21 protein-coding genes are annotated in these 23,979 nt (G+C 55.5%); 13 read left to right on the forward strand and 8 right to left on the reverse strand.

What is annotated here, in order from left to right; genetic code table 11:
- Window positions 1-39: 39 nt before the first annotated feature.
- Entirely contained in the window at window positions 40-1,308 is a 1,269-nt protein-coding gene (locus MUU47_RS15725) for a GntP family permease (RefSeq protein WP_258989097.1), read from the forward strand.
- Window positions 1,309-1,313: 5 nt separating this feature from the next.
- Window positions 1,314-2,462, forward strand: a complete 1,149-nt coding sequence (locus MUU47_RS15730; protein ID WP_258989098.1) for a glycerate kinase — start codon at window positions 1,314-1,316, stop codon at window positions 2,460-2,462.
- A gap of 105 nt (window positions 2,463-2,567) precedes the next feature.
- Here MUU47_RS15730 and bcp read toward each other — a convergent pair whose 3' ends face one another.
- Both bcp and MUU47_RS15740 read right to left on the reverse strand, forming a co-directional pair.
- Window positions 2,568-3,038: a thioredoxin-dependent thiol peroxidase gene (bcp, locus tag MUU47_RS15735; protein ID WP_258989099.1), complete on the reverse strand. Its 471-nt coding sequence runs from the start codon at window positions 3,036-3,038 to the stop codon at window positions 2,568-2,570.
- The gene (locus tag MUU47_RS15740; protein ID WP_258989100.1) at window positions 3,038-3,610 is read right to left on the reverse strand and encodes a glycine cleavage system transcriptional repressor; all 573 of its coding nucleotides are present in this window, start codon (window positions 3,608-3,610) and stop codon (window positions 3,038-3,040) included. Before MUU47_RS15740 ends, bcp begins: the two co-directional genes overlap by 1 nt.
- 154 nt (window positions 3,611-3,764) lie before the next feature.
- Here MUU47_RS15740 and dapA point away from each other — a divergent pair, with 154 nt between their 5' ends.
- The 7 genes from dapA (at window position 3,765) to cspE (ending at window position 10,889) form a co-directional block, all read left to right on the forward strand.
- Window positions 3,765-4,643 carry a 4-hydroxy-tetrahydrodipicolinate synthase gene (gene dapA, locus MUU47_RS15745; protein WP_258989102.1) on the forward strand — a complete coding sequence of 293 codons (879 nt, stop codon included), beginning with the start codon at window positions 3,765-3,767 and terminating at the stop codon, window positions 4,641-4,643.
- Window positions 4,644-4,659: 16 nt separating this feature from the next.
- Window positions 4,660-5,691 carry an outer membrane protein assembly factor BamC gene (gene bamC, locus MUU47_RS15750; RefSeq protein WP_258989103.1) on the forward strand — a complete coding sequence of 344 codons (1,032 nt, stop codon included), beginning with the start codon at window positions 4,660-4,662 and terminating at the stop codon, window positions 5,689-5,691.
- Window positions 5,692-5,804: 113 nt separating this feature from the next.
- Window positions 5,805-6,518 (forward strand): phosphoribosylaminoimidazolesuccinocarboxamide synthase, encoded by a 714-nt coding sequence (gene purC, locus MUU47_RS15755; protein ID WP_258989104.1) that lies wholly within the window; start codon window positions 5,805-5,807, stop codon window positions 6,516-6,518.
- A 162-nt stretch (window positions 6,519-6,680) separates the two neighbouring features.
- A complete protein-coding gene (gene ypfJ, locus MUU47_RS15760) occupies window positions 6,681-7,562 on the forward strand; it encodes a KPN_02809 family neutral zinc metallopeptidase (protein ID WP_258989105.1) in 882 nt (293 codons plus the stop codon).
- A gap of 12 nt (window positions 7,563-7,574) precedes the next feature.
- The gene (locus MUU47_RS15765; RefSeq protein WP_309578271.1) at window positions 7,575-9,569 is read left to right on the forward strand and encodes a tRNA(Met) cytidine acetyltransferase TmcA; all 1,995 of its coding nucleotides are present in this window, start codon (window positions 7,575-7,577) and stop codon (window positions 9,567-9,569) included.
- A gap of 78 nt (window positions 9,570-9,647) precedes the next feature.
- Window positions 9,648-10,343 (forward strand): esterase, encoded by a 696-nt coding sequence (ypfH, locus tag MUU47_RS15770; protein ID WP_258989107.1) that lies wholly within the window; start codon window positions 9,648-9,650, stop codon window positions 10,341-10,343.
- A 333-nt stretch (window positions 10,344-10,676) separates the two neighbouring features.
- Window positions 10,677-10,889: a transcription antiterminator/RNA stability regulator CspE gene (gene cspE, locus MUU47_RS15775; protein WP_022647355.1), complete on the forward strand. Its 213-nt coding sequence runs from the start codon at window positions 10,677-10,679 to the stop codon at window positions 10,887-10,889.
- A 227-nt stretch (window positions 10,890-11,116) separates the two neighbouring features.
- Here cspE and MUU47_RS15780 read toward each other — a convergent pair whose 3' ends face one another.
- The 3 genes from MUU47_RS15780 to MUU47_RS15790 are packed head-to-tail and all read right to left on the reverse strand — an operon-like array spanning window position 11,117 to window position 12,819.
- Complete coding sequence (locus MUU47_RS15780; protein ID WP_110509031.1) at window positions 11,117-11,308, reverse strand: YpfN family protein; 192 nt, start codon at window positions 11,306-11,308, stop codon at window positions 11,117-11,119.
- 26 nt (window positions 11,309-11,334) lie between these two features.
- Window positions 11,335-12,462, reverse strand: a complete 1,128-nt coding sequence (gene dapE / locus MUU47_RS15785) for a succinyl-diaminopimelate desuccinylase (RefSeq protein ID WP_258989108.1) — start codon at window positions 12,460-12,462, stop codon at window positions 11,335-11,337.
- Window positions 12,463-12,465: 3 nt separating this feature from the next.
- Window positions 12,466-12,819, reverse strand: a complete 354-nt coding sequence (locus MUU47_RS15790) for an ArsC family reductase (protein WP_258989109.1) — start codon at window positions 12,817-12,819, stop codon at window positions 12,466-12,468.
- Window positions 12,820-13,173: 354 nt separating this feature from the next.
- Here MUU47_RS15790 and ypfM point away from each other — a divergent pair, with 354 nt between their 5' ends.
- Window positions 13,174-13,233: a protein YpfM gene (gene ypfM, locus MUU47_RS15795; protein ID WP_087867655.1), complete on the forward strand. Its 60-nt coding sequence runs from the start codon at window positions 13,174-13,176 to the stop codon at window positions 13,231-13,233.
- 101 nt (window positions 13,234-13,334) lie between these two features.
- On the opposite strand, the gene acrD is transcribed toward ypfM, so the two are convergent.
- On the reverse strand, window positions 13,335-16,448 hold the full coding sequence (gene acrD, locus MUU47_RS15800) for a multidrug efflux RND transporter permease AcrD (protein ID WP_258989110.1): 3,114 nt from the start codon (window positions 16,446-16,448) through the stop codon (window positions 13,335-13,337).
- Window positions 16,449-16,666: 218 nt separating this feature from the next.
- Between acrD and nudK the strand changes: the two genes are divergently transcribed.
- Both nudK and MUU47_RS15810 read left to right on the forward strand, forming a co-directional pair.
- On the forward strand, window positions 16,667-17,242 hold the full coding sequence (nudK, locus tag MUU47_RS15805) for a GDP-mannose pyrophosphatase NudK (protein ID WP_258989111.1): 576 nt from the start codon (window positions 16,667-16,669) through the stop codon (window positions 17,240-17,242).
- A gap of 76 nt (window positions 17,243-17,318) precedes the next feature.
- Window positions 17,319-18,365, forward strand: a complete 1,047-nt coding sequence (locus tag MUU47_RS15810; protein WP_258989112.1) for a DUF1176 domain-containing protein — start codon at window positions 17,319-17,321, stop codon at window positions 18,363-18,365.
- Window positions 18,366-18,449: 84 nt separating this feature from the next.
- Here the strand turns inward: MUU47_RS15810 and tkt are convergent, their stop codons facing one another.
- Both tkt and tal read right to left on the reverse strand, forming a co-directional pair.
- Window positions 18,450-20,444 (reverse strand): transketolase, encoded by a 1,995-nt coding sequence (gene tkt / locus MUU47_RS15815; protein ID WP_258989113.1) that lies wholly within the window; start codon window positions 20,442-20,444, stop codon window positions 18,450-18,452.
- Between the two features lie 20 nt (window positions 20,445-20,464).
- Window positions 20,465-21,415, reverse strand: coding sequence for a transaldolase (tal, locus tag MUU47_RS15820; RefSeq protein ID WP_258989115.1), 951 nt, complete (start codon window positions 21,413-21,415; stop codon window positions 20,465-20,467).
- Between the two features lie 274 nt (window positions 21,416-21,689).
- On the opposite strand from tal, the gene maeB reads away from it, so the two are divergent.
- Complete coding sequence (maeB, locus tag MUU47_RS15825; protein WP_258989116.1) at window positions 21,690-23,969, forward strand: NADP-dependent oxaloacetate-decarboxylating malate dehydrogenase; 2,280 nt, start codon at window positions 21,690-21,692, stop codon at window positions 23,967-23,969.
- Window positions 23,970-23,979 lie beyond the last annotated feature (10 nt).

Consider the following 23,979-nt stretch of genomic DNA (forward strand, 5'->3'; position numbering starts at 1 on the left):
ATTTTCCATACTGCGTCGTCACTTAATGGAGCGCAACGTATGACGTCGATATCCGCATTAGGAGCCATAGCCGCACTGGTCGTGGCCATCATTTTGATTCTTAAAAAAGTTTCCCCTGCCTACGGAATGATGGTCGGGGCGTTGGTCGGTGGTCTGGTGGGCGGCGCAGATTTGCTGCAAACCGTGACGCTGATGGTCACCGGCGCGCAGGGCATCACCAACGCCGTGCTACGTATTCTGGCCGCCGGGGTGCTGGCTGGCGTGCTGATTGAATCCGGCGCGGCGAACACCATTGCCGAAACGGTGGTGAAAAAGGTCGGCGAAACCCGGGCGCTGCTGGCGCTGGCGATTGCCACGATGTGCCTGACGGCGGTCGGCGTATTCGTTGACGTGGCGGTGATCACCGTGGCACCGATTGCCTTGTCGATTGCCCGTCGCGCGAAGCTTTCGAAAACCGCGATTTTGCTGGCGATGATCGGCGGCGGTAAGGCCGGTAACGTAATGTCGCCGAACCCGAACGCCATTGCCGCTGCTGATAACTTCCACGTTCCGCTGACGTCGGTGATGCTCGCCGGCGTGATCCCCGGTCTGTTTGGTCTGGCGCTGGCGTATTTTCTGGCAAAACGTTTGAGCAAAAAGGGCAGTCCGGTCACGGAAGAGGAAGTGATTTCCCATGGCGATACCACCGGGCAGCCAGGATTCATGGTGTCAATCAGCGCCCCGCTGGTGGCGATTGTGCTGCTGTCGCTGCGACCGATAGCCGGGATTGCTATCGACCCGTTGATTGCCTTACCGCTCGGTGGGCTGGTGGGCGCGCTGTTGATGGGCCGCATTAAAGAGAGCAATCACTTTATGACCGCTGGGCTGACGCGGATGGCGCCCGTCGCCATCATGCTGCTGGGCACCGGGACGTTGGCGGGAATAATCGCCAATTCTGAACTGAAAGATGTGCTGATTAACGGCCTGACGGCATCGGGTCTGCCGGCCTATCTGCTGGCACCGATTTCCGGGTCCATTATGTCGATGGCGACTGCGTCGACGACGGCGGGTACCGCAGTGGCCTCAGGGGTGTTTGCACCGACGCTGCTGGAGCTGGGTGTCTCCGCTCTTGCGGGTGCTGCGATGATTCACGCGGGTGCCACGGTGCTCGATCACCTTCCGCATGGCAGTTTCTTCCATGCCACTGGCGGTAGCGTCGGTATGATCATTCGCGAACGTTTGAAGCTAATGCCGTATGAAACGCTGGTCGGTCTGGCCATCACTGTTGTCTCGACCCTGATGTTTGGCGTATTTGGACTCGCAGGATAATCCGTATGAAAATCGTAATTGCACCTGATTCATTCAAGGAAAGTTTGTCAGCGATGGCGGTAGCGACCGCCATTGAACAGGGATTTCGCCAGATTTACCCAGATGCACAATACGTCAAAGTGCCGATGGCCGATGGCGGAGAAGGTACGGTGGAATCGATGGTGGAAGCGAGCGGCGGCAGCTACCAGACTCAGCAGGTTATCGGGCCATTGGGCCAGCCGGTGCTGGCGCGCTGGGGCCTGATGGGCGATGGCGAAACGGCGATCATTGAAATGGCGTCAGCGTCGGGTCTGCATCATGTGCCGGCGGCGCAGCGTAATCCGTTGCAGACCACCAGCTATGGCACCGGGGAGCTGATTCTTGCGGCGCTGGAGCGCGGCGTAGCGCGTATTATTCTGGGGATTGGCGGCAGTGCCACCAACGACGGCGGCGCAGGGATGATGCAGGCGTTAGGTGCCCACTTACGTGATGCGCAAGGCCATGAGTTGGCGCACTGCGGCGGTGCGCTAAGTGAGCTTGCCAGCATCGACCTGAGCGGCTGTCATCCAAAACTAAAAGAGGTGACCATCACCGTTGCCTGCGATGTGAATAATCCACTCTGTGGTCCGCAGGGCGCGTCGGCGATTTTCGGCCCGCAGAAAGGGGCGACGCCGGAAATGATTGAAATGCTGGACGCTGCGCTGGCACGCTGGGGCGCACTTATCCAACAGCAGACCGGGCGCGAAGTGCTCAATGCGGCGGGCGCCGGTGCGGCGGGTGGCATGGGCAGCGCGCTGCTGGGGCTGCTAAATGCCCAACTGCGTGCGGGTGTGGACATCGTGGTGGAAGCGCTCAAACTCGAGCAGGCGGTGAAAGACGCGGATCTGGTGATTACCGGGGAAGGGCGGCTCGACAGCCAGAGTATCTTTGGTAAAACACCGATTGGCGTGGCGCGGGTGGCAAAGCTGCATCATAAACCGGTTATTGCGCTGGCGGGCGGTCTGAAAAGCTGTCACGAGGTGGTGTACGAACACGGAATTGATGCGGCGTTTTCGATTCTGACTCAGGTAGTAACGCTGCCGGAAGCACTGGACGCGGCGGAAGAAAACTTGCGGATTACGGCGCGCAATGTGGCGTCGGTGTGGAAAATGGCGCAGAAGGCACACAAAAATTAGAAACAAATACGGCCCGGCGGCGCGATACTTGCCGGGCCTACGCTTCAGTCCAGAACGTTGATTTTGTAGGCCCGATAAGCGTCAGTGCCATCGGGCACATTGCTATCAGGCGTTCTCTTTCAGCCAGTTCAGCACCACGTCGTGGTGATTGCTGGTTTTGAAGTCGTCGAACACGTGCTGGACTTTGCCGTCGCCGTCGATCAGGAAGCTGATGCGATGAATACCGTCGTAGGTTTTGCCCATGAAGGATTTCTCGCCCCAGATACCAAACTGTTCGCAGACCTGATGGTCTTCGTCAGAGAGCAGGGTAAAATTCAGCAGTTCTTTTTCAGCGAAACGGGAGAGCTTTTCCGGTTTATCCGTGCTGATACCCAGAACGTCAACACCCGCTTTTTTTAACTCATCCATATTGTCGCGTAAGCCGCAGGCCTGCACGGTGCAGCCAGGCGTCATGGCTTTTGGGTAGAAATAAACCAGAACACGCTGTCCCTGGAAGTCGGTTAAATTTACTTGCTCACCGTCTTGATCGGGCAAGCTAAATTTCGGTGCGATGTCACCGGCTTTCAGTGGGGTCATTACGAAACTCCATCTTGTTCATCATGCTGTGAATAATTGACGATGTTTATACTGCCTTGCGCTTTCAGTTCTGTACACAGGTCTTTAAACGCTTGTTCGATCTTTGCCGCATTTTGCGATGCCGGACTGTGGGCCGTCACCTGAATAAACAGCAGCGGAGAAGCCGCGTTGTTACCGGGCTGCGTACGGGAAACCAGCTCGGCGATATTCATACCGTTCGAGTCTAATAGCCCGGTAAAACGCTCGATGATATGTGGTGAATCAGACACTTCAACCTGTACCACTACGGTCAAAGGCTGCGCCGGACGCGGCTGCGCCAAGGTGCGTTTCATCACAATCAGTAAGTCCAGTTCCGCCCCTTTTAATGGCAATGTCGATTCAATCAGGGTAATGGCATTCCAGGTGCCAGAGAGCAGCATAATAAACGTAAATTCATCGCCGAGCATCGCCAGACGGCTGTCCTCAATATTACAGCCACAGCTACTGACGTGACGGGTGATGGTGTTTACGATGCCAGGGCGATCGGCACCCAGAGCAGTAATCACCAAATAGTGATGTAGGGAGGCTGTCAAACCTGTTCTTCCTGTAAAAAGGGGAGGTTGTGACTAGGAAAGCATAAAAAAAACCGGCATACAACATCCTGAGTGCCTCCAGTCTCTTGCTTTTATAACAGGACCAAACGTACCATTGAGGCTCTTGTCCGCACATCAGCACTGAGGATGGCCCATGTTCACGGGAAGTATTGTAGCGCTTGTCACGCCGATGGATGAAAACGGTCAGGTCGACCGCTCCAGCCTGAAAAAACTGATTGATTACCATGTCGCCAGCGGAACCTCGGCGATTGTTTCGGTAGGAACTACCGGTGAGTCTGCCACCCTGAGCCACGATGAGCACGGTGATGTGGTGATGATGACTGTCGAACTCGCCGACGGCCGTATCCCGGTGATTGCAGGCACGGGGGCAAATGCCACCGCAGAGGCCATCAGCCTGACCCAGCGCTTCAATAACAGCGGCATCGTCGGTTGCCTGACGGTCACGCCGTACTACAACCGTCCGACTCAGGAAGGTCTGTTCCAGCATTTCAAAGCGATTGCCGAACATACTGATTTGCCACAAATTCTGTATAATGTGCCGTCCCGTACCGGTTGCGATATGCTGCCGGAAACCGTGGGACGCCTGGCAGAAGTCAAAAATATTATCGGTATTAAGGAAGCCACAGGGAACTTAAGTCGCGTTCACCAGATCAAAGAGCTGGTTTCTGATGACTTTATTCTGCTGAGTGGTGATGACGCCACTGCGCTCGACTTCATGCAGCTCGGTGGTCACGGTGTGATTTCCGTGACGACTAACGTAGCCGCGCGCGAAATGGCAGAAATGTGTAAACTGGCCGCCGACGGGTGCTTTGCTGAAGCCCGTGCGATTAACCAGCGTCTGATGCCGTTGCACTATAAATTATTTGTCGAACCCAATCCTATCCCGGTTAAATGGGCTTGTAAGGAATTGGGTCTTGTGGCGACCGATACGCTGCGCTTGCCAATGACCCCGATCACCGCCCATGGCCGTGACGAGGTGGCATCCGCGCTGAAGCATGCCGGTTTGCTGTAAAGTTTAGGGAGATTTGATGGCTTACTCAGTACAGAAGTCGCAGCTGGCGAAAGTTGCGGGTGTTTCGCTTGTTCTGCTCCTCGCAGCCTGTAGCTCAGATTCGCGCTACAAGCGCCAGGTGAGCGGTGATGAAGCCTATCTGGAAGCGCCGCCGCTTTCTGAACTTCATGCACCGGCCGGTATGATCCTGCCGGTCGAAAATGGCGAATACAACATCCCTGTGGCCCGCGGCGATGGCGCAACGGGTAAAGCACTGGACATTCGTCCACCTGCACAGCCGTTAGCCCTGGTTTCAGGCGCTCGCACCCAGTTTACGGGGGACACCGCCACGCTGATGGTCGAAAGTGGCCGTAGCGGAAATCTGTGGCCGCAGGTTGTGAGCATCGTTCAGGGTAAAAACTACACCATCGACAAGCGCGATGATGCGACGCAGACGCTGACCACAGATTGGGTCCAATGGAACCGTCTGGACGAAGATCAGCAGTACCGTGGCCGCTATCAGGTCTCTGTTAAACCGCAGGGCTATCAACAAGCCGTCGTGGTGAAACTGATGAACCTGGAACAGGCGGGCAAACCTGTTGCCGATGCGGCATCTATGCAGCGTTACAGTGCCGAAATGCTCAACGTGATTTCTGCAGGACTGGATAAGAACGCGACCAGCGCACAGAACGCCGCGCAGAGCCGCGACGGTGCAACCTTCGACGTACAGAGCGCGGCAGATGATACTGGCTTGCCAATGCTGGTCGTACGTGGTCCGTTCAATCAGGTGTGGCAGAAACTCCCGGCCGCGCTGGAAAAAGCAGGCATGAAAGTGACTGACAGCACCCGTTCGCAGGGCAGCATCAACGTCACCTACAAACCGCTTTCTGACAGCAGCTGGCGTGACCTTGGCGCAAGTGACCCGGGCCTGAGCTCTGGTGACTACAAGCTCCAGGTTGGCGACCTCGATAACCGCAGCAGCATGCAGTTCATCGATCCGAAAGGACATACGCTGACCCAGTCGCAGAACGACGCGCTGGTAGCCGTATTCCAGGCAGCATTTAAGTAAGAAATAAAAGGGCTGGAGCAATCCGGCCCTTTTTTCTGTTATTATACGCAAACGTGTGCGTCGGCAGAAAAGCCCGATTTTAATGTCTAATTTCCTACCCGGAGTATTGAAAGATGCAAAAGCAAGCTGAGTTGTATCGCGGCAAAGCGAAAACCGTTTACAGCACGGAAAACCCGGACCTGTTGGTGCTCGAATTCCGCAACGATACGTCAGCAGGTGATGGAGCGCGTATCGAACAGTTCGATCGTAAAGGGATGGTGAACAATAAGTTTAACCATTTCATTATGAGTAAACTTGAAGAAGCGGGTATTCCGACCCAGATGGAGCAGCTGCTGTCCGATACCGAGTGTCTGGTCAAAAAACTCGATATGGTGCCGGTAGAATGCGTTATCCGTAACCGCGCTGCGGGTTCGCTGGTGAAGCGTCTGGGCATTGAAGAAGGCATCGAACTGAATCCGCCGTTGTTCGATCTGTTCCTGAAAAACGACGAAATGCACGATCCGATGATTAACGAATCCTACTGCGAAACCTTCGGGTGGGTGAACCGCGAAAATCTGGCCACCATGCGTGAGCTGACCTACAAAGCGAACGACGTGCTGAGCAAGCTGTTTGATGATGCGGGTCTTATCCTGGTCGATTTCAAACTCGAGTTTGGCTTGTTCAACGGCAAAGTGGTGCTGGGCGATGAGTTCTCTCCGGACGGCAGCCGTCTGTGGGATAAAAACACCATGGATAAAATGGACAAAGACCGTTTCCGCCAGAGCCTCGGCGGCCTGATTGAAGCCTACGAAGAAGTTGCGCGTCGTTTAGGCGTTCAGCTCGACTAACCCGAGATACGAATCGATTGCCCGGTGTCGTTTATGCTTTCCGGGCCTGAAACTAAGAGGATGCTTGTCATCCTCTTTTGATATCTGCCTTGTTAACTATGGTAATCCTGCCTTTAACCGCCTACGATCACTGTATCAGGAACATGAAATACAGAGGTTGTTATGCGCTGGCAAGGTCGTCGCGAGAGCGATAATGTGGAAGACAGGCGAAACGATTCCGGCGGAATGTCCCCAATCGGCGGTGGTCGTGGTGGTTTGCGTCTCCCTCGCGGAAAGGGCGGAATTATTCTGCTGATTGTGGTGGTGGTGGCGGGCTATTATGGCGTTGACCTCACCGGAATGCTCACCGGCCAGCCGATGGTTCAACAGCAATCAGCACAGCGCTCCATCAGCCCTAATGATGACGAAGCGGCTAAATTTACCTCCGTTATTCTCGCCACCACCGAAGACACCTGGGGACAGATTTTCCAGAAAATGGGCAATCAATATCAGCAGCCTAAACTGGTGATGTACCGTGGTGCGACGCGTACCGGTTGCGGTACCGGTCAGTCGGTGATGGGGCCGTTCTACTGCCCGGCAGACAGCACCGTTTACATCGATCTCTCTTTCTACGATGACATGAAAAACAAGCTCGGCGCGGACGGTGATTTCGCTCAGGGCTACGTGATCGCGCATGAAGTCGGACACCACGTACAGAAACTGCTCGGTATCGAGCCGCAAGTGCGCCAGATGCAACAGAATGCGTCTAAAGCTGAGGTAAACCGTTTGTCGGTGAAAATGGAATTACAGGCAGACTGCTTCGCGGGTGTCTGGGGCCACAGCATGCAGCAGCAGGGCGTACTGGAAGCAGGAGATATACAGGAAGCGCTGAACGCTGCCCAAGCGATTGGCGATGATCGTCTACAGCAACAAAGCCAGGGCCGGGTGGTACCGGACAGCTTCACCCACGGGACATCGCAGCAGCGCTATAGCTGGTTCAAACGCGGCTTTGACAGCGGTGACCCGTCTCAGTGCAACACCTTCGGTAAAACAGCGCTCAACTAACTCATGCCTGACATGGACGCCATTCTCGCGCAGAGCGCGAACATGAAAGCGCAAGGCATTCGCCGTCTGCTGGTCCTGAGCGGCGAGGCCGACTGGAGCTACCAGCAGGCTTTGCGCCTGCGTGAGCAACTGGGCGGTGACGGGGTGTTTATCTCACCTCAGCTTCAACCAGAACCGTACTGCGCGCCCTCGGCGCTGAAAACACTACTCGGGCGTGAGTTCGAACACGCCTTTTTTGATGCCCGCCGTGGTTTTGACGTCGCCGCTTTCGCGGCCCTGGCCGGTACGCTAAAAGCCGGAAGCTGGCTGGTGCTTCTTGTCCCCACACTCCAGCACTGGCCGACACTGACGGACGACGACTCCGTGCGCTGGAGCGATAGCCCCGAGCCCATCTCTGCGCCGCATTTCGTCGGCCACTTTTGCCGCGTGTTGCAACGCGACGCAGAAGCGCTGCTTTGGAGGCAAAATCAACCGGTTGCGGTTCCAGGGTATCGCCCGCGTCCGCACTGGCATGCCGCGAACGGCGAGCCGCAGGCTGAGCAGGCGGAGATCCTCACCGCGCTGAAAACCTTGCCGCCGGGCGTGGCGGTAGTGACCGCCGAGCGCGGCCGCGGGAAGTCAGCGTTGGCGGGAATGCTGCTGAAAACGCTGCCCGCGAGCGCCGCCATCGTAACGGCTCCTGCCAAATCGGCTACCGACGTGCTGGCGCAATTCGCCGGAGAACACTTCCGGTTTATGGCGCCTGACGCGCTGCTGGCCTCAAATGAACAGGCGCAATGGCTGATTGTCGATGAAGCAGCCGCCATTCCTGGCCCGCTACTTGAACGGCTGGTGAGCCGCTTTCCGCATACGTTATTGACCACGACCGTGCAGGGCTATGAAGGCACCGGGCGTGGTTTTATGCTTAAGTTTTGTGCCCGTTTCCCACATCTGTCGGCGTTCACGCTGAATCAGCCGGTACGGTGGGCAAGTGGCTGTCCGCTGGAAGCCTTCATCACCGACGCCCTGCTGTTTGATGACTCGCTTCCCGCGTTACCTGCGCCAGACACCGTCCAGCTTCAACGCATTGAACAACCGGCGTGGGAAAGCGAGTCGGAACAGTTTTCTGCCATGTACCGGCTGCTTTCTGCTGCGCATTACCGGACATCTCCCCTCGATTTACGCCGCATGATGGACGCCCCCGGGCAGCATTTTATTGCCGCACGTGAAGGCGAAACGCTGACCGGTGCGCTGTGGCTGGTGGAGGAGGGCGGGTTGAGCCCGGAACTAAGTCAGGCGGTGTGGGCCGGTTTTCGTCGCCCGCGCGGTAATCTGGTGGCGCAATCACTGGCGGCACACGGCAGTAGCCCGCAGGCCGCAGCGCTCAGGAGTCAACGTATCAGCCGCATCGCCATTCATCCGCAGCGGCAACGGCAGGGTACAGGCCAGCGGATGATTACGGACGTCATCGCGCAGACCAACGACTGCGATTATCTCTCCGTAAGTTTCGGTTTTACCGATGAACTTTGGCACTTCTGGCAGCGATGCGGTTTTCTTCTGGTGCGATTGGGTACGCATAGGGAAGCCAGTAGCGGCTGTTACACCGCGATGGCCATTTACCCGCTGAGTGCGGCAGGCCATCAGCTTGCAGAGCGTGAACAGGGCCGCTTCGCACGCGATGCATACTGGCTGGCGCAATGGCGTGATGATGGTGGTCAGGCCGCAAATCAGCCATCAGAGGCTATTCTTACAGATGATGACTGGCAGGAACTGGCCGGTTTTGCCTGGGCGCATCGTCCTTTGATGGCAGCGGTCGGAAGCCTTCAGCGACTGCTCGCGGTGGTCACGCTGCCCTTGCCCGCATTACGAAGCTCGCTGGCACAACAACGCGACGCCACACCGGTTCTGGGTGGACGCAAAGCGCTACTGGCGAAGCAGCGTCATGAGGCGGCAGATGCGCTGAAATGTCTCGATGTGCATCGCAGTGAGACGCTGGCGGAACAGGTGAAAAACCTGCAGTTTTTTTAACAAACTCATTCAGTTAAATGTCATGGTCATTAGCGCCCAACGGCGTAGACTCCCCAGCAACAGACCAAGGAGAAAGCCATGAAACATGACCATTTTGTTGTGCAAAGTTCATCAGCCCCAGCCAAACAGCTGCTGCTGTTGTTTCATGGCGTGGGCGATAATCCGGTGTCGATGGGGCAGATTGGCAGCTGGTTTGCGCCGCTGTTTCCAGACGCACTGATTGTCAGCGTCGGTGGCGTTGAGCCTTGTGGCCCGAACGGCCGCCAGTGGTTTTCCGTACAGGGCGTGACGGAAGAAAACCGTCAGCAGCGCATCGATGCCATTATGCCGACCTTCATCGACATCGTGCGCCACTGGCAGAAAGAGAGCGGCGTTGGCCCGCTGGCCACGGCGCTGATCGGTTTCTCTCAGGGCACGATAATGTCGCTCGAAAGCACCAAAGCGGCACCGGGTCTGGCATCACGCATCATCGCCTTCAACGGACGATTTGCCACGCTGCCGACCAGCGCCAGCACCGCGACCACCGTGCATTTGATTCACGGCGGTGAAGACCGGGTAATTGATTTGGCCCATGCAGTGGCAGCTCAGGAAGCGTTGATTGAAGCGGGCGGGGACGTCACCCTGGATATCGTGGACGACCTGGGGCACGCTATTGACGATCGCAGCATCCAGTTTGCGCTCGATCATCTGCGCTATACCGTGCCGAAACACTATTTTGACGAAGCGCTGAGCGGCGGTAAACCGCAGGACGACGAGATCATCGAATTGCTGTAGCATCCGCACTTAAGTCCCTGATGCTCCAGTGTATTACTGGAGCGTATCACTCAGGTTTGAGTCTTCAATGAGTAGCCATACAGCCATCTGGCTATTTAAGCGGTTAAAATAAAAAGACATAAAAGTTGCTATATTAATTTCCCTGTGTCTTAATGGCGTCCTTGGTTTGGAACACAGACCTTATGAAAGCAGTTTTAGTAAAGCAGTCCTCAGTTCAGGTGTTATCAATAGATATTGCCCTTCATGAGCCGCCTCCTAAGTGCTAAGTAAGTAGCTCTCTCATTACAGGCCATCATCGCCGCATTTAGTGGCTCAATAATTAAGGAAATATCTATGTCTAATAAAATGACTGGTTTAGTAAAATGGTTCAACGCTGATAAAGGTTTCGGCTTCATCACTCCTGACGATGGCAGCAAAGATGTATTCGTACATTTCTCTGCAATCCAGAGCGATAACTTCAAAACTCTTGATGAAGGCCAGAAAGTATCCTTCACCATCGAGAACGGCGCTAAAGGCCCAGCAGCTGGTAACGTATCCCCGCTGTAAGTCTTGCTGATTATCAGTAGCCATTACGACAGCGATGAAGACAATCGTCTGAGCAGTTAATTAAGCGCTACTGATAAAGAATAAACCCGCCGAGTGCGGGTTTTTTATTGCCTGAAATTCAAGTGATGATTTGTCTGGTTGCCCGGTTTGTAGGCGCTGCTAAGCGCAGCACCAGCAGGCACAATATTAAGCTCAATAAAAAAGCGCCCATTTGGCGCTTTTCGTGTTTAAGGCTTTTTCTTCGGCCACTCATCGTCGTCGTCCCACTTATCGTTGAAGTCACGATGCGGGGGAAGGTCCGGCTTGTTCGCCATATACTTCTTCGGGTCGACGCGCTTGAGATCTTTGATGACGTTAAGGATAACGCCTAACAAAAACACCAGCACCAGGATCCACCAATATTTAGCCAGCCAGTCCATGCCTGATACCTCTTTGAGTAATGCCGCTACGCGACAAGTTGTTCCATGATCCGCTGATACATTCGGGCGAGAAGCTGCAGGTCGGCGGCGTTAACGCATTCATTGATTTTATGAATGGTGGCATTTACCGGCCCCAGTTCTACGACCTGAGCGCCCATCCGGGCGATAAAGCGTCCGTCTGAGGTGCCGCCAGTGGTCAGCAGTTGCGGTTTAATTTCATTATAGTGCTCAATGGCGTTCACTACCGCATCGACCAGCTTGCCGCGTCCGGTGAGGAACGGCTGCCCGGAGAGCCACCAGTCCACGCTGTAGCGCAGTTGGTGTTTTTCCAACAGAGCGATTACGCGCTCTTTGATCATTGAGTCGGTCAGTTCGGTGCTGAAGCGGAAGTTGAACTGCACCACCAGATCGCCAGGGATGACGTTATTGCTGCCAGTTCCGGCATTAATATTCGCAATCTGCATGCTGGTCTGTGGGAAGTATTCGTTGCCCTGATCCCACTCGATCTGCACCAGCTCATTGAGCATCGGTGCTGCGCGATGGACCGGGTTATCGGCCAGATGCGGATACGCCACGTGACCCTGCACGCCATGAATGGTCAGGTTGCAGGTGAGCGAGCCGCGACGGCCGTTTTTCACCACGTCGCCCACGACTTCGGTACTGGACGGTTCACCGACCAGGCAGTAATCGAGGCGCTCGTTACGTGCCATCAACGCTTCAACCACCTTAACGGTGCCGTGTGTTGCGCTGGCTTCTTCGTCGGACGTTATCAAGAACGCCAGACGGCCTTTATGGTTCGGATACTGGGCGACAAAACGCTCGGCGGCGACAACCATCGCCGCGAGCGAGCCTTTCATATCCGCCGCACCGCGACCAAACAACATTCCGTCACGGATAGTCGGTTCGAACGGCGGATTGATCCAGCGGTTGGCATCGCCTGCAGGCACCACGTCGGTGTGACCGGCAAAGGCGAGTGTTTCACCTTTCCCGCGCCACGCCCAGAAATTCTGCGTGTCGCCGAAGTCCATCGCTTCAACGGTAAAACCAATCGCGCGCAGGCGCTCAATCATCAGCGCCTGGCAACCCGCATCATCGGGGCTAAGGGAAGGGCGGCGAATAAGCTGCTGAGCCAGCTCAATGACCGGGCATGACATACACTACACCTCGTTATACGTCTGGTAACTGGAATCACTAAAACCCAGCAGCATAGGCTGACCGGGCGCGCAGAGCAATGGGCGTTTGATGATTGCTGGCATTTCCAGCATCAATGCGGCGGCAGAATCAGCATTTGTGATACTGGCGCGGACAGATTCATCCAGCTTGCGCCAGGTAGTGCCACGCGTATTCAGCAGCGCTTCCCAGCCCAGTTCGGCGATAAATGTGTCGAGTAACGCGCGGTCAAGACCGTCAGCCCGGTAATCGTGAAAACGGTATTCGAACTGGTGGTCATCCAGCCAGCGGCGTGCCTTCTTGATGGTGTCGCAGTTTTTTATCCCGTACATCGTTATCATGTTTAATCCTTTTGCGTTGGAACAGGTAAATCGCTCAGATTTTTCGAATAATGAAAATCGGTTGTGGATCATACGCGAAATATTTATACGACCCTACTTATCCCTAAGCGAAATATCAACCCGGAATAATTGAATAGATTTTCACCTGAAGCGCATAATATTGTGAACTCATGCGGAAGTTGTGTTGTTTCAAAACATTGCAGTAAGTCACATTAAATAAATGGCTATCAGTCATAGTAATGTTAAGCCCCCGTGATACGGAGACTCAGGGCAGTTATCGCAGCGATGGGGTATCCCATCTTCACAACTCCAGGCTATTTTCGTACACTAACGATAATAATAAGAGAGGTTGTTATGATCGAACATGAACTGGGAAACTGGAAAGATTTTATCGAAGATATGCTTCGTAAATAATTCCGTTGTGGGTAATGCGCTAACTGTTTTAACGTTGTATTGCACCGCATAAGCGATAAAAAAGGCGACCTGAGGTCGCCTTTTGCATTTTATTGTTCAGATTATTGCGGCTTCTCTTTCAGCGGGAAGCGACGGCGCACTAATACGAAGAACAGCGGCACGAAGAAGATGGCCAGGATCGTTGCGGATATCATGCCGCCGATAACGCCGGTACCCACCGCGTGCTGGCTGCCGGAGCCCGCGCCGGTGCTGGTCGCCATCGGCAATACGCCGAAGATAAACGCCAGCGATGTCATCAGAATGGGGCGTAGACGCTGGCGGCAGGCGTGAAGCGTAGCGGCCAGCAGGTCCTGACCTTTTTCATTCATCTCATTGGCGAACTCGACGATCAGAATGGCGTTCTTGGCCGCGAGACCGATAACCGTCAGAAGGCCAACCTGGAAGTACACGTCGTTTTCCAGCCCACGCATCCACGTGGCGAGCAAGGCGCCGAAGACGCCGAGCGGCACCACCAGCATCACCGAGAACGGCACTGACCAGCTCTCATACAGTGCCGCCAGACACAGGAACACCACCAGCAGCGAAATCGCATACAGGGCAGGTGCCTGAGCACCCGACAGGCGTTCCTGGTAAGACATCGCCGTCCACTCCAGACCAAACCCGGTCGGCAATTGCGTGACAAGTTTTTCCATGATTTGCATCGCGGTGCCGGTACTCACACCCGGTGCGGCTTCACCGACGATTTCCAGCGCGGAATAGCCGTTGTAACGCTCCAGACGTGGCGAGCCCGTTTCCCAGCGTGAGGTGGCAAAGGCCGAGAATGGCACCATGCTGCCGCTGCTGTTGCGGACATACCAGTAATTAATGTCGTTTGGCAGCATGCGATAAGGTGCAGCAGACTGGACGTACACTTTCTTGGTACGGCCACGGTCCATAAAGTCGTTGACGTAATCCGAACCCCAGGCCGTTTGCATGGTGTCGTTAATGTCGTCGATAGACACCCCGAGCGCCTGCGCTTTGCGCTGATCGATATCGATTTGCAGCTGCGGGCTGTCGTCGAGGCCGTTGTGGCGCACGCGGGTTAAGTCTGGTTCGTTACCGGCTAAATCCAGCAGCTTATCGCGCGCCGCCATCAGAGCGTCATGACCGAGGCCTGCGTGGTCCTGAAGCTCCATATCGAAGCCCGCTGAGCTGCCGAGACCGCTGATTGCCGCCGGGCTATTGGCAAACACCCGCGCTTCGTTAATTTTATTAAACGCTTTGGTGGCACGTTCGATAATGGCAAACGAGGTGCCCGTTTTGGTGTCACGATCGTCCCAGTCTTTCAGACGGATAAACATACGCGCCACGTTTTGCCCGTTACCGCCAGGGCCGGAGCCGATGGTGGCAAAAATCGATGCGACGTTCGCCTGCTCGTTTTTGAAGAAATAGTCCTCAACCTTTTCCACTACTTTCAGGGTTTGTTGCTGGGTGGAGCCGCTTGGCAACTGGATGGAGGTCAGGAACATGCCGCGGTCTTCCTGCGGCAGGAAGGAGGTCGGCAGTTTAACGAACAGGAATACCATGCCGCCGAGCAGCAGCACGTAAATCAGGATCCAGCGCACGCTGCGATGCAGAATTTTCCCGACGCGCGTTTCATAGCGTTTGGCGCTTTTATCGAACATCCGGTTAAACCAGCCGAAGAAACCTTTCTGGCCGTGCTGTTCGCCCTTATGCAGCGGCTTCAACAGCGTGGCGCACAGGGCTGGGGTGAGGATCATCGCGACCAGCACCGACAGTACCATTGCCGAAACGATAGTCACAGAGAACTGACGGTAAATCGCCCCCGTGGTGCCGCCGAAGAAGGCCATCGGGATAAACACCGCTGACAGAACCATCGCGATACCGACCAGCGCACCCTGAATTTGCCCCATCGATTTGCGCGTTGCTTCTCGGGGTGAAAGCCCTTCGGAGCTCATGATGCGCTCGACGTTTTCCACCACCACGATGGCATCATCCACCAGCAGGCCGATGGCCAGCACCATGGCGAACATCGTCAGGGTGTTTATCGAATAGCCGAAGGAGAACAAAATAGCGAAGGTACCCATCAATACCACCGGCACGGCGATAGTCGGGATCAGCGTCGCGCGGAAGTTTTGCAGGAACAGGTACATCACGAGGAACACCAGCGCGATGGCTTCCAGCAGCGTTTTCACCACGTCATGGATAGACGCTTTCACGAACGAGGTGGTCTCGTAGGCAATTTTGTATTCCAGCCCGTGTGGGAAGTAATGCGATAGCTCATCGAGTCGCGTTAGCGTCGCTTCGGCGGTTTCCATTTCGTTAGCGCCAGAGGCGAGCTGAACCCCCAGGCCGGATGCTGGTTTGCGGTTATAGCGGCTCAGATAATCGTAGTTTTCTGCACCCAGTTCGACTTTGGCGACATCGCCCAGCGTGACCAGTGAGCCATCTTTATTCACGCGTAGGGTGATATCGCGGAATTGTTGCGGCGTTTGTAACAGTGATTGCGCATTGACCGTGGCGTTCAACGCCTGTTTATCGACTGACGGCGTACCGCCTAACTGGCCGACCGCCACCTGTGCGTTCTGTGAGCCGATCGCGTCGGTTACATCCTGGGTGGTCAGCTGGTAGCTGTTGAGCTTTGCCGGATCGAGCCAGATACGCATGGAATACTGTGAACCGTAGGCGGTGATATCGCCCACGCCGTTCACACGGCTTAGCGGCTCCTGCACGTTACTGGCAACATAGTCAGCGATATCCTGCTTATCCATGCTGCCGTCCGTCGAGACGAAGGCGATGGTCAGAATGTTAGTATCCCCGGTTTTACGCACGGTCACGCCCTGATCCTGCACCGCCTGCGGCAGTTTTTTCAGCGCCGACTGCAGCTGGTTTTGCACCTGCTGCATCGCTTCGTTCGGGTCCGTTCCGGCAGTAAAGGTGATGGTCACGGTTGCTTGCCCGGCAGCGCTGCTCTGGGAAGACATGTACATCATGTTATCGAGCCCGGTCATATTCTGCTCGATAACCTGGGTCACCGTATTTTCCAGCGTTTGTGCAGATGCCCCCGGATAGTTGGCGGTGATACGCACGTTCGGCGGTGCTAAATCGGGATATTGCTCAACAGGCAGTGATAAAATCGCCAGCGTCCCTGTCAGACACAACAGGATGGCCAGTACCCAGGCAAAAATGGGGCGATCAATAAAGAAATTCGCCATCGGAATCAGGACCTCATTACACGTATTTTTTTGTTATTACAGGCTTTGAACACTGTAGCGGCAAGGCCTGAACGAAACGTGGAGAAATTAAGGAGATAGTGTAAATTATCATGCCGCTTTCATGCATAAGCATACATAACTGCATGTAAACATGCGTAACGACAAAGTAAGCTATGACGGGTAGACTTGATGGCGAATTCTGACGCTGTGGAGCCGAAATGTCATTCAATATCGAAATCATCAAAGACAAAGTCCTGTCGGAAAATTACTTCGTATTGCGCAATATCACCTACGATTTGACGCGCAAGGATGGGGAAGTGGTGCGCCATAAACGCGAAGTCTACGATCGCGGTAACGGAGCCACCATTCTGCTGTACAACCCGCAAAAGAAAACTGTGGTGCTGGTGCGCCAGTTCCGTGTTGCGACGTGGGTCAACGGCAACGCCGACGGCAGATTAATCGAAACCTGCGCCGGGCTGCTCGATGACGACGAGCCTGAAGCCTGCATTCGCAAAGAAGCGGTGGAAGAAACCGGCTATCAGGTTGACGACGTGCGTAAAGTCTTCGAGCTGTATATGTCGCCGGGCGGCGTGACCGAACTGGTGCATTTCTTTGTCGCCGAATACCACGACAACCTGCGTGCTAACGCGGGCGGCGGTGTAGAAGATGAAGACATCGACGTGCTGGAAATGCCTTTCGAACGCGCGCTGGCGATGGTCAAAAGCGGTGAAATTCGTGACGGCAAAGCGGTTATCCTGCTTCAATATCTGCAAAACGCCGGTTTAATGGACTAATCCGATTGAGTAAAAGGTGGTCGCCAGGTGAGGATACGCCGCACTAATCGACGTTTTTTTCTTCTGGGGTCATCTCGTGTCTTTTCGTCTGCTTTTTCTTTTGTTGCTGGTCGGGTTACCGTCGACGCTGACGTGGGCGGCGCCTGTGCAACAGGAATTCAGCGACTGGCAGGTGACCTGCAATAATCAGAATTTCTGCATAACGCGTAATATTGGCTTACACCACGGGCTGGTGATGTCGCTGACACGCAGTGCGGGTGCGCACAATGATTCGACCCTGCGCATCGAGCTGGGCGGCCCGGAAAACCAACTGCCCAAAATTCCCCCTATCGCCCCACGTTTGCTGCTGGACGGCTCGCCGTTAACGCTGGCCGGTGAACACTGGCAGATTACGCCGTGGCATCTCAGCACTGGCGACAGTCCAACCATCAACACTTTCCTCCAGCATATTCAGGATGGACAGACGCTGACGCTTGAAAAAGGCACGCAGAGCATCTCTTTGCAGGGGCTGAAAGCGGCGCTGCTGTTTATTGACGATCAGCAAAAGCGCGTCGGGAGTGAAACTGCGTGGATTGGCAAGGGCGATGAGCCACCGCTGAGCGTGCCGCCTGCACCGGCACTGAAAACGGTGAAAAAAGTGAATCCGACGCCGACGCCGTTCAGCCACGAAGAGTTTAACGATCTGCTCGATTACGGTACCTGGCGCATGAATAACAGCCAGTGCTCATTGGATCCCCTGCGCCGCGAAGTGTGGGTTACGCCACTCACCGACGATAAAGCGCTGCTGATGCTGACCTGTGAATCGGGGGCCTACAACACCATTTACCGGGCATGGCTTGTCTCGCGACAGAAACCTTTTGTCGCACAGTCTATAAGGCTGCGCCTGCCGTTCCTGCCGCCGGAAAGTGACGAGCGTGACATCGAACTGGTCAATTTGACCTTCAATGACAAAACGCGTGAGCTGGAGACGCTGGATAAGGGGCGCGGTCAGGGCGACTGCGGCGTACAAACGCGCTGGCGTTATGACGGCCAGCGCTTTCGGCTGGTGCGCTATGCCGGACAACCGGCCTGCGATAACTGGCAGGGGCCAGATGCATGGCCCACATTATGGATAACAAGGTAGTTTATTGCCTGATGGCGACGCTTCGCGTCTTATCAGGCCTACAAAACCGTAGGCCCGATAAGCTTGCGCCATCGGGCATTTTCACTACTTACTCATAACCTTCTTCGCGTTCTCGACAACATTCTCCACCGTAAAGCCAAAGAACGGGAACAGCTTCTCGGCGGGCGCTGATTCGCCATAGGTGGTCATGCCGACAATCGCCCCTTTCAGGCCCACGTATTTGTACCAGTAATCCGCAATCCCGGCTTCCACCGCCACGCGAGCGGAGACGTCCGACGGCAATACGGATTCACGATACGCCTCATCCTGCTTATCAAATACATCGGTAGAGGGCAGGGAAACCACCCGCACGCTATGCCCATCAGCCACCAGTTTTTCCGCCGCCAGCACGGTGATTTCCAGTTCTGACCCCGTCGCAATCAGGATAAGGTCCGGCTTGCCGCCCGAGTCTTTCAGCACATAGCCGCCGCGGGCAATGGCTTTCACCTGGTCCGGCGAGCGTTCGATTTGTGCCAGATTCTGTCGCGACAAGATCAACGCCGTTGGGCCGTCGTGGCGTTCAATGGCTGCTTTCCACGCCACCGCCGTTTCCACTTGATCGCAAGGACGCCAGGTGCTGAAGTTTGGCGTCAGGCGCAGACTGGCAAGCTGTTCAACCGCCTGGTGCGTCGGACCGTCTTCCCCAAGGCCGATAGAGTCATGGGTGTATACCATGATTTGTCGCGCCTTCATCAGCGCCGCCATACGCGCGGCGTTGCGGGCGTATTCCACGAACATCAGGAAGGTCGCGGTGTAGGGCAAGAAGCCGCCGTGATGGGCGATACCGTTGGCGATGGCGGTCATACCAAATTCGCGCACGCCGTAGTGAATGTAGTTTCCGGCCGGATCCTCTTTTAGTGAAACCGATTCTTTCCAGATGGTCAGGTTACTCGGCGCAAGGTCAGCCGAACCGCCTAACAGCTCTTTCAGATACGGGCCATAAACGTTAAGCGTGTTTTGCGACGCCTTACGGGTGGCGATTTTCGCTGGTTCCGACTGCAACGTCTCAATATACTTTTGGGTAATGCTCTGCCAGTTATCCGGCAGTTTGCCACTCATGCGGCGCTCGAATTCAGCAGCCAGATCTGGATGTGCCTTTTTATACGCCGCAAGTTTGTCATTCCAGCTGTGCTGGGCTTTTTCACCTTTCTCGCGTGCGTCCCAGCCCTGATAAATCGCTTTCGGAATTTCAAACGCCGGGTACTTCCAGCCTAACTGTTTGCGCGCCAGCGCCACTTCTTCTTCGCCGAGCGCCGAGCCGTGCGACTCCTCTTTCCCGGCTTTATTTGGCGAGCCAAAACCAATCACCGTCCTGCAGATAATCAGTGACGGTTTGTCCTTCACGCTTTGCGCTTCGATGATCGCTTTTTTCACCGCCTCCGGGTCGTGCCCGTCGATTTCATGCACCACGTGCCAGTGATAGGCCTCGAACCGTTTGGCGGTGTCATCGGTAAACCAGCCTTCGGTATGGCCATCAATCGAGATGCCGTTGTGATCGTAAAAGCCGATAAGTTTGCCGAGGCCCAACGTTCCGGCCAGCGAGCAGGCCTCGTGCGAAATGCCTTCCATCAGACAGCCGTCGCCCATAAACACATAGGTATAGTGATCGACGATGTCGTGCTCCGGTTGGTTAAACTGCGCCGCCAGTGTGCGTTCGGAAATCGCCATCCCGACGGCGTTTGCCAATCCCTGACCGAGCGGGCCGGTGGTGGTTTCGATGCCCGGCGTGTAGCCCAGTTCCGGGTGTCCCGGGGTTTTGGAATGCAGCTGGCGGAAGTTTTTCAGCTCCTCCATCGGCAGGTCGTAACCGGTCAGGTGCAGCAGGCTGTATTGCAGCATCGAGGCGTGGCCGTTGGATAAAATAAAGCGGTCTCGATCGTACCAGTGCGGGTCGGACGGGTTGTGCTTGAGGAAATCATTCCACAGAACTTCGGCAATATCCGCCATCCCCATCGGGGCACCCGGGTGGCCGGAATTGGCTTTCTGCACAGCGTCCATACTCAGGGCGCGGATTGCGTTGGCTAGCTCTCTTCGGGACATAGCATTCTCCGTGGCAAAAGTTACAGTTTGGCGGCGAGTAAGTCTTCCAGCTTGCGCTGATCAACGGCGAACAGGCGAATACCTTCCGCCAGTTTGTCCACCGCCATTGGGTCCTGATTATGCTCCCAGCGGAATTGCGCTTCGGTGAGCGGGTCCGGGCGGTTGAAGAATTGCGCGGCCGGAATGAGTTTTCGGGTAACCGTGTCGTCTTTTTCCTGCAGCTCTTTCAGCAGCGGCGGGGCGATGGTCAAGCGGTCACAGCCAGCCAGCGCCAGAATTTGCTCCGTGCGGCGGAAACTTGCGCCCATCACTACCGTGTTGTAGCGGTGCTGTTTGAAGTAATCGTAGATATTACGCACCGACTTCACGCCCGGATCTTCTTCCACAACGTACGGGTCCATCGGCTCGCGTTGCTGATACCAGTCGTAAATACGCCCGACGAACGGAGAAATCAGGAACACGCCCGCTTCGGCGCAGGCGCGGGCCTGAGCGAAGGAAAACAGCAGCGTCAGATTGCAGTGAATGCCTTCTTTCTCCAGCACCTCAGCGGCGCGGATGCCTTCCCAGGTCGACGCTAATTTGATCAGAATTCGGGATTTATCGATGCCCTGATCGCCATACAGCTGCACCAAATGCCGCGCTTTGGCGATGCTTTTGTCTTTATCAAACGACAGCCGGGCGTCCACTTCGGTAGAAACGCGTCCAGGGATACTTTTCAGAATTTCTGCACCGAAATTGACCGCCAGTTTGTCGCAGGCGTCGATAACCTGCTGTTCGCGGCTGCTGCCCTGTTTTTTGGCAAACGCCACCGCGTCGTCAATCAGATGTGTGTAGTGTTCGAGGCCTGCGGCTTTCAGCAACAGGGAAGGGTTGGTGGTGGCATCTTCCGGCTGATAATGGCGGATGGATTCGATATCGCCGCTGTCGGCGACCACCGTGGTGAACTTCTTGATACCGTCTAGCTGGTTCATGAAAAGAGACTCCTTAAAAAGCAAAGTGTTATACGAAGGCTCTCGCTCGCACTTTGGGGGAATTCAGGTCATGCCTAACTCAAAAGCATAGCAGACGGGCTCGCCTTGGTTTACGACACTGCTTAACAGGAGTGTTAAAAATTAATAACAAAATTGCGTTTTGATGACGAGAGTATGGCAGCCTTCAAAGTTTACGAGACCGCGAAAGGGGATACTCACGGGTTAGCACCGGGAACACATATCTCCTAATTCTGTGACGTAAAAGGAATCTAAAATGGATGACCAGTTAAAACAAAGCGCCCTCGATTTCCACGAATTCCCAACTCCAGGTAAAATTCAGGTTTCTCCGACCAAGCCACTCGCTACGCAGCGCGATCTGGCGCTGGCCTATTCACCGGGCGTGGCCGCCCCGTGCCTCGAAATCGAAAAAGACCCGCTGGCGGCATTTAAATACACCGCCCGTGGCAATCTGGTGGCGGTGGTTTCGAACGGGACCGCGGTGCTGGGCCTCGGCAATATTGGCGCGTTGGCCGGTAAGCCCGTCATGGAAGGGAAAGGGGTGCTGTTCAAAAAATTTGCCGGGATTGACGTCTTCGATATCGAAATCGACGAGCTCGATCCAGACAAGCTGATTGATGTGGTCGCTGCGCTGGAGCCGACATTCGGCGGCATCAACCTTGAAGACATTAAAGCGCCAGAGTGCTTCTACATTGAACAGAAGCTGCGCGAGCGGATGAAAATCCCGGTCTTCCACGATGACCAGCACGGCACGGCGATTATCAGCACCGCCGCTATTCTTAATGGTTTGCGCGTGGTAGAGAAAAACCTCTCCGACGTGCGGATGGTGGTGTCCGGTGCGGGTGCGGCGGCAATCGCTTGTATGAACCTGCTGGTGGTGCTGGGGATGCAGAAGCACAATATCGTGGTTTGCGATTCCAAAGGCGTTATCTACAAAGACCGCGAACCCAATATGGCGGAAACCAAAGCCGCGTATGCGGTGGATGACGACGGCAAGCGCACGCTGGATGACGTAATTGACGGCGCGGATATCTTCCTCGGTTGTTCAGGCCCGAAAGTGCTGACCCAGGAGATGGTCAAGAAAATGGCGCGGGCGCCGATGATCCTTGCCCTGGCAAACCCGGAGCCGGAGATCCTGCCGCCGCTGGCGAAAGAAGTGCGCCCGGACGCGATCATCTGCACCGGCCGTTCCGATTACCCGAACCAGGTGAACAACGTGCTGTGCTTCCCGTTCATCTTCCGCGGTGCGCTGGACGTGGGTGCCACCGCGATCAACGAAGAGATGAAGCTGGCAGCGGTTCACGCCATTGCCGAACTGGCGCATGCCGAGCAGAGCGAAGTGGTGGCATCGGCGTATGGCGATCAGGATCTGAGCTTCGGCCCGGAATACATCATTCCAAAACCGTTCGACCCACGTTTGATCGTCAAGATAGCACCGGCGGTGGCCAAAGCGGCGATGGATTCCGGCGTGGCGACGCGTCCGATTGCAGATTTTGCCGCCTACGAAGAGAAGCTGAGCGAGTTCGTCTACAAAACCAACCTGTTCATGAAGCCAATTTTCTCTCAGGCGCGAAAAGAGCCGAAACGCGTTGTGCTGGCGGAAGGGGAAGACACCCGCGTACTGCATGCGACTCAGGAGTTAATCACCCTGGGTCTCGCGAAGCCGATTCTGATTGGTCGCCCGAACGTGATTGAAATGCGCCTGCAGAAGTTGGGGCTGCAAATGAAGCCGGGCGTCGATTTCGATATTGTGAATAACGAATCAGATCCGCGCTTTAAAGAGTACTGGATGGAGTACTACAACATCATGAAGCGCCGCGGGATTACCCAGGAGCAGGCGCAGCGTCATGTCATCAGCAACACCACGGTGATTGGTGCGATCATGGTTCAGCGCGGCGAAGCGGACGCGCTGATTTGCGGGACTATCGGTGATTATCACGAGCACTTTAGCGTGATTCAGCAACTGTTCGGCTATCGCGACGGCGTGCATACCGCCGGGGCGATGAACGCGCTGCTGCTGCCTAGCGGCAACACCTTTATTGCTGATACCTACGTAAATGACGATCCGACGCCGGAACAGTTGGCCGAAATCACGTTGATGGCGGCTGAAACCGTGCGTCGTTTCGGGATTGAACCGCGTGTGGCGCTGCTGTCGCATTCGAACTTTGGTTCGTCCAACTGTGCAGCGGCGACCAAAATGCGCCAGACCCTCGACCTGGTGCGCGCCAGTGCGCCAGAGTTGATGATTGACGGTGAAATGCACGGCGACGCCGCGCTGGTGGAAAGTATCCGCCACGATCGTATGCCGGATAGCCCACTGAAAGGCGCAGCGAATATTCTGGTGATGCCGAATATGGAAGCGGCGCGTATCAGCTACAACCTGTTGCGCGTGTCGTGCTCGGAAGGGGTGACCGTCGGACCGGTACTGATGGGTGTGGCGAAACCGGTGCATATTCTGACGCCGATCGCGTCGGTGCGTCGTATCGTCAATATGGTCGCGCTGGCGGTGGTTGAGGCACAGACCGAGCCGCTGTGATTTCACTTTG

This window comes from Scandinavium hiltneri (genome assembly GCF_024764835.1).
Classification (GTDB): Bacteria; Pseudomonadota; Gammaproteobacteria; order Enterobacterales; family Enterobacteriaceae; genus Scandinavium; species Scandinavium hiltneri.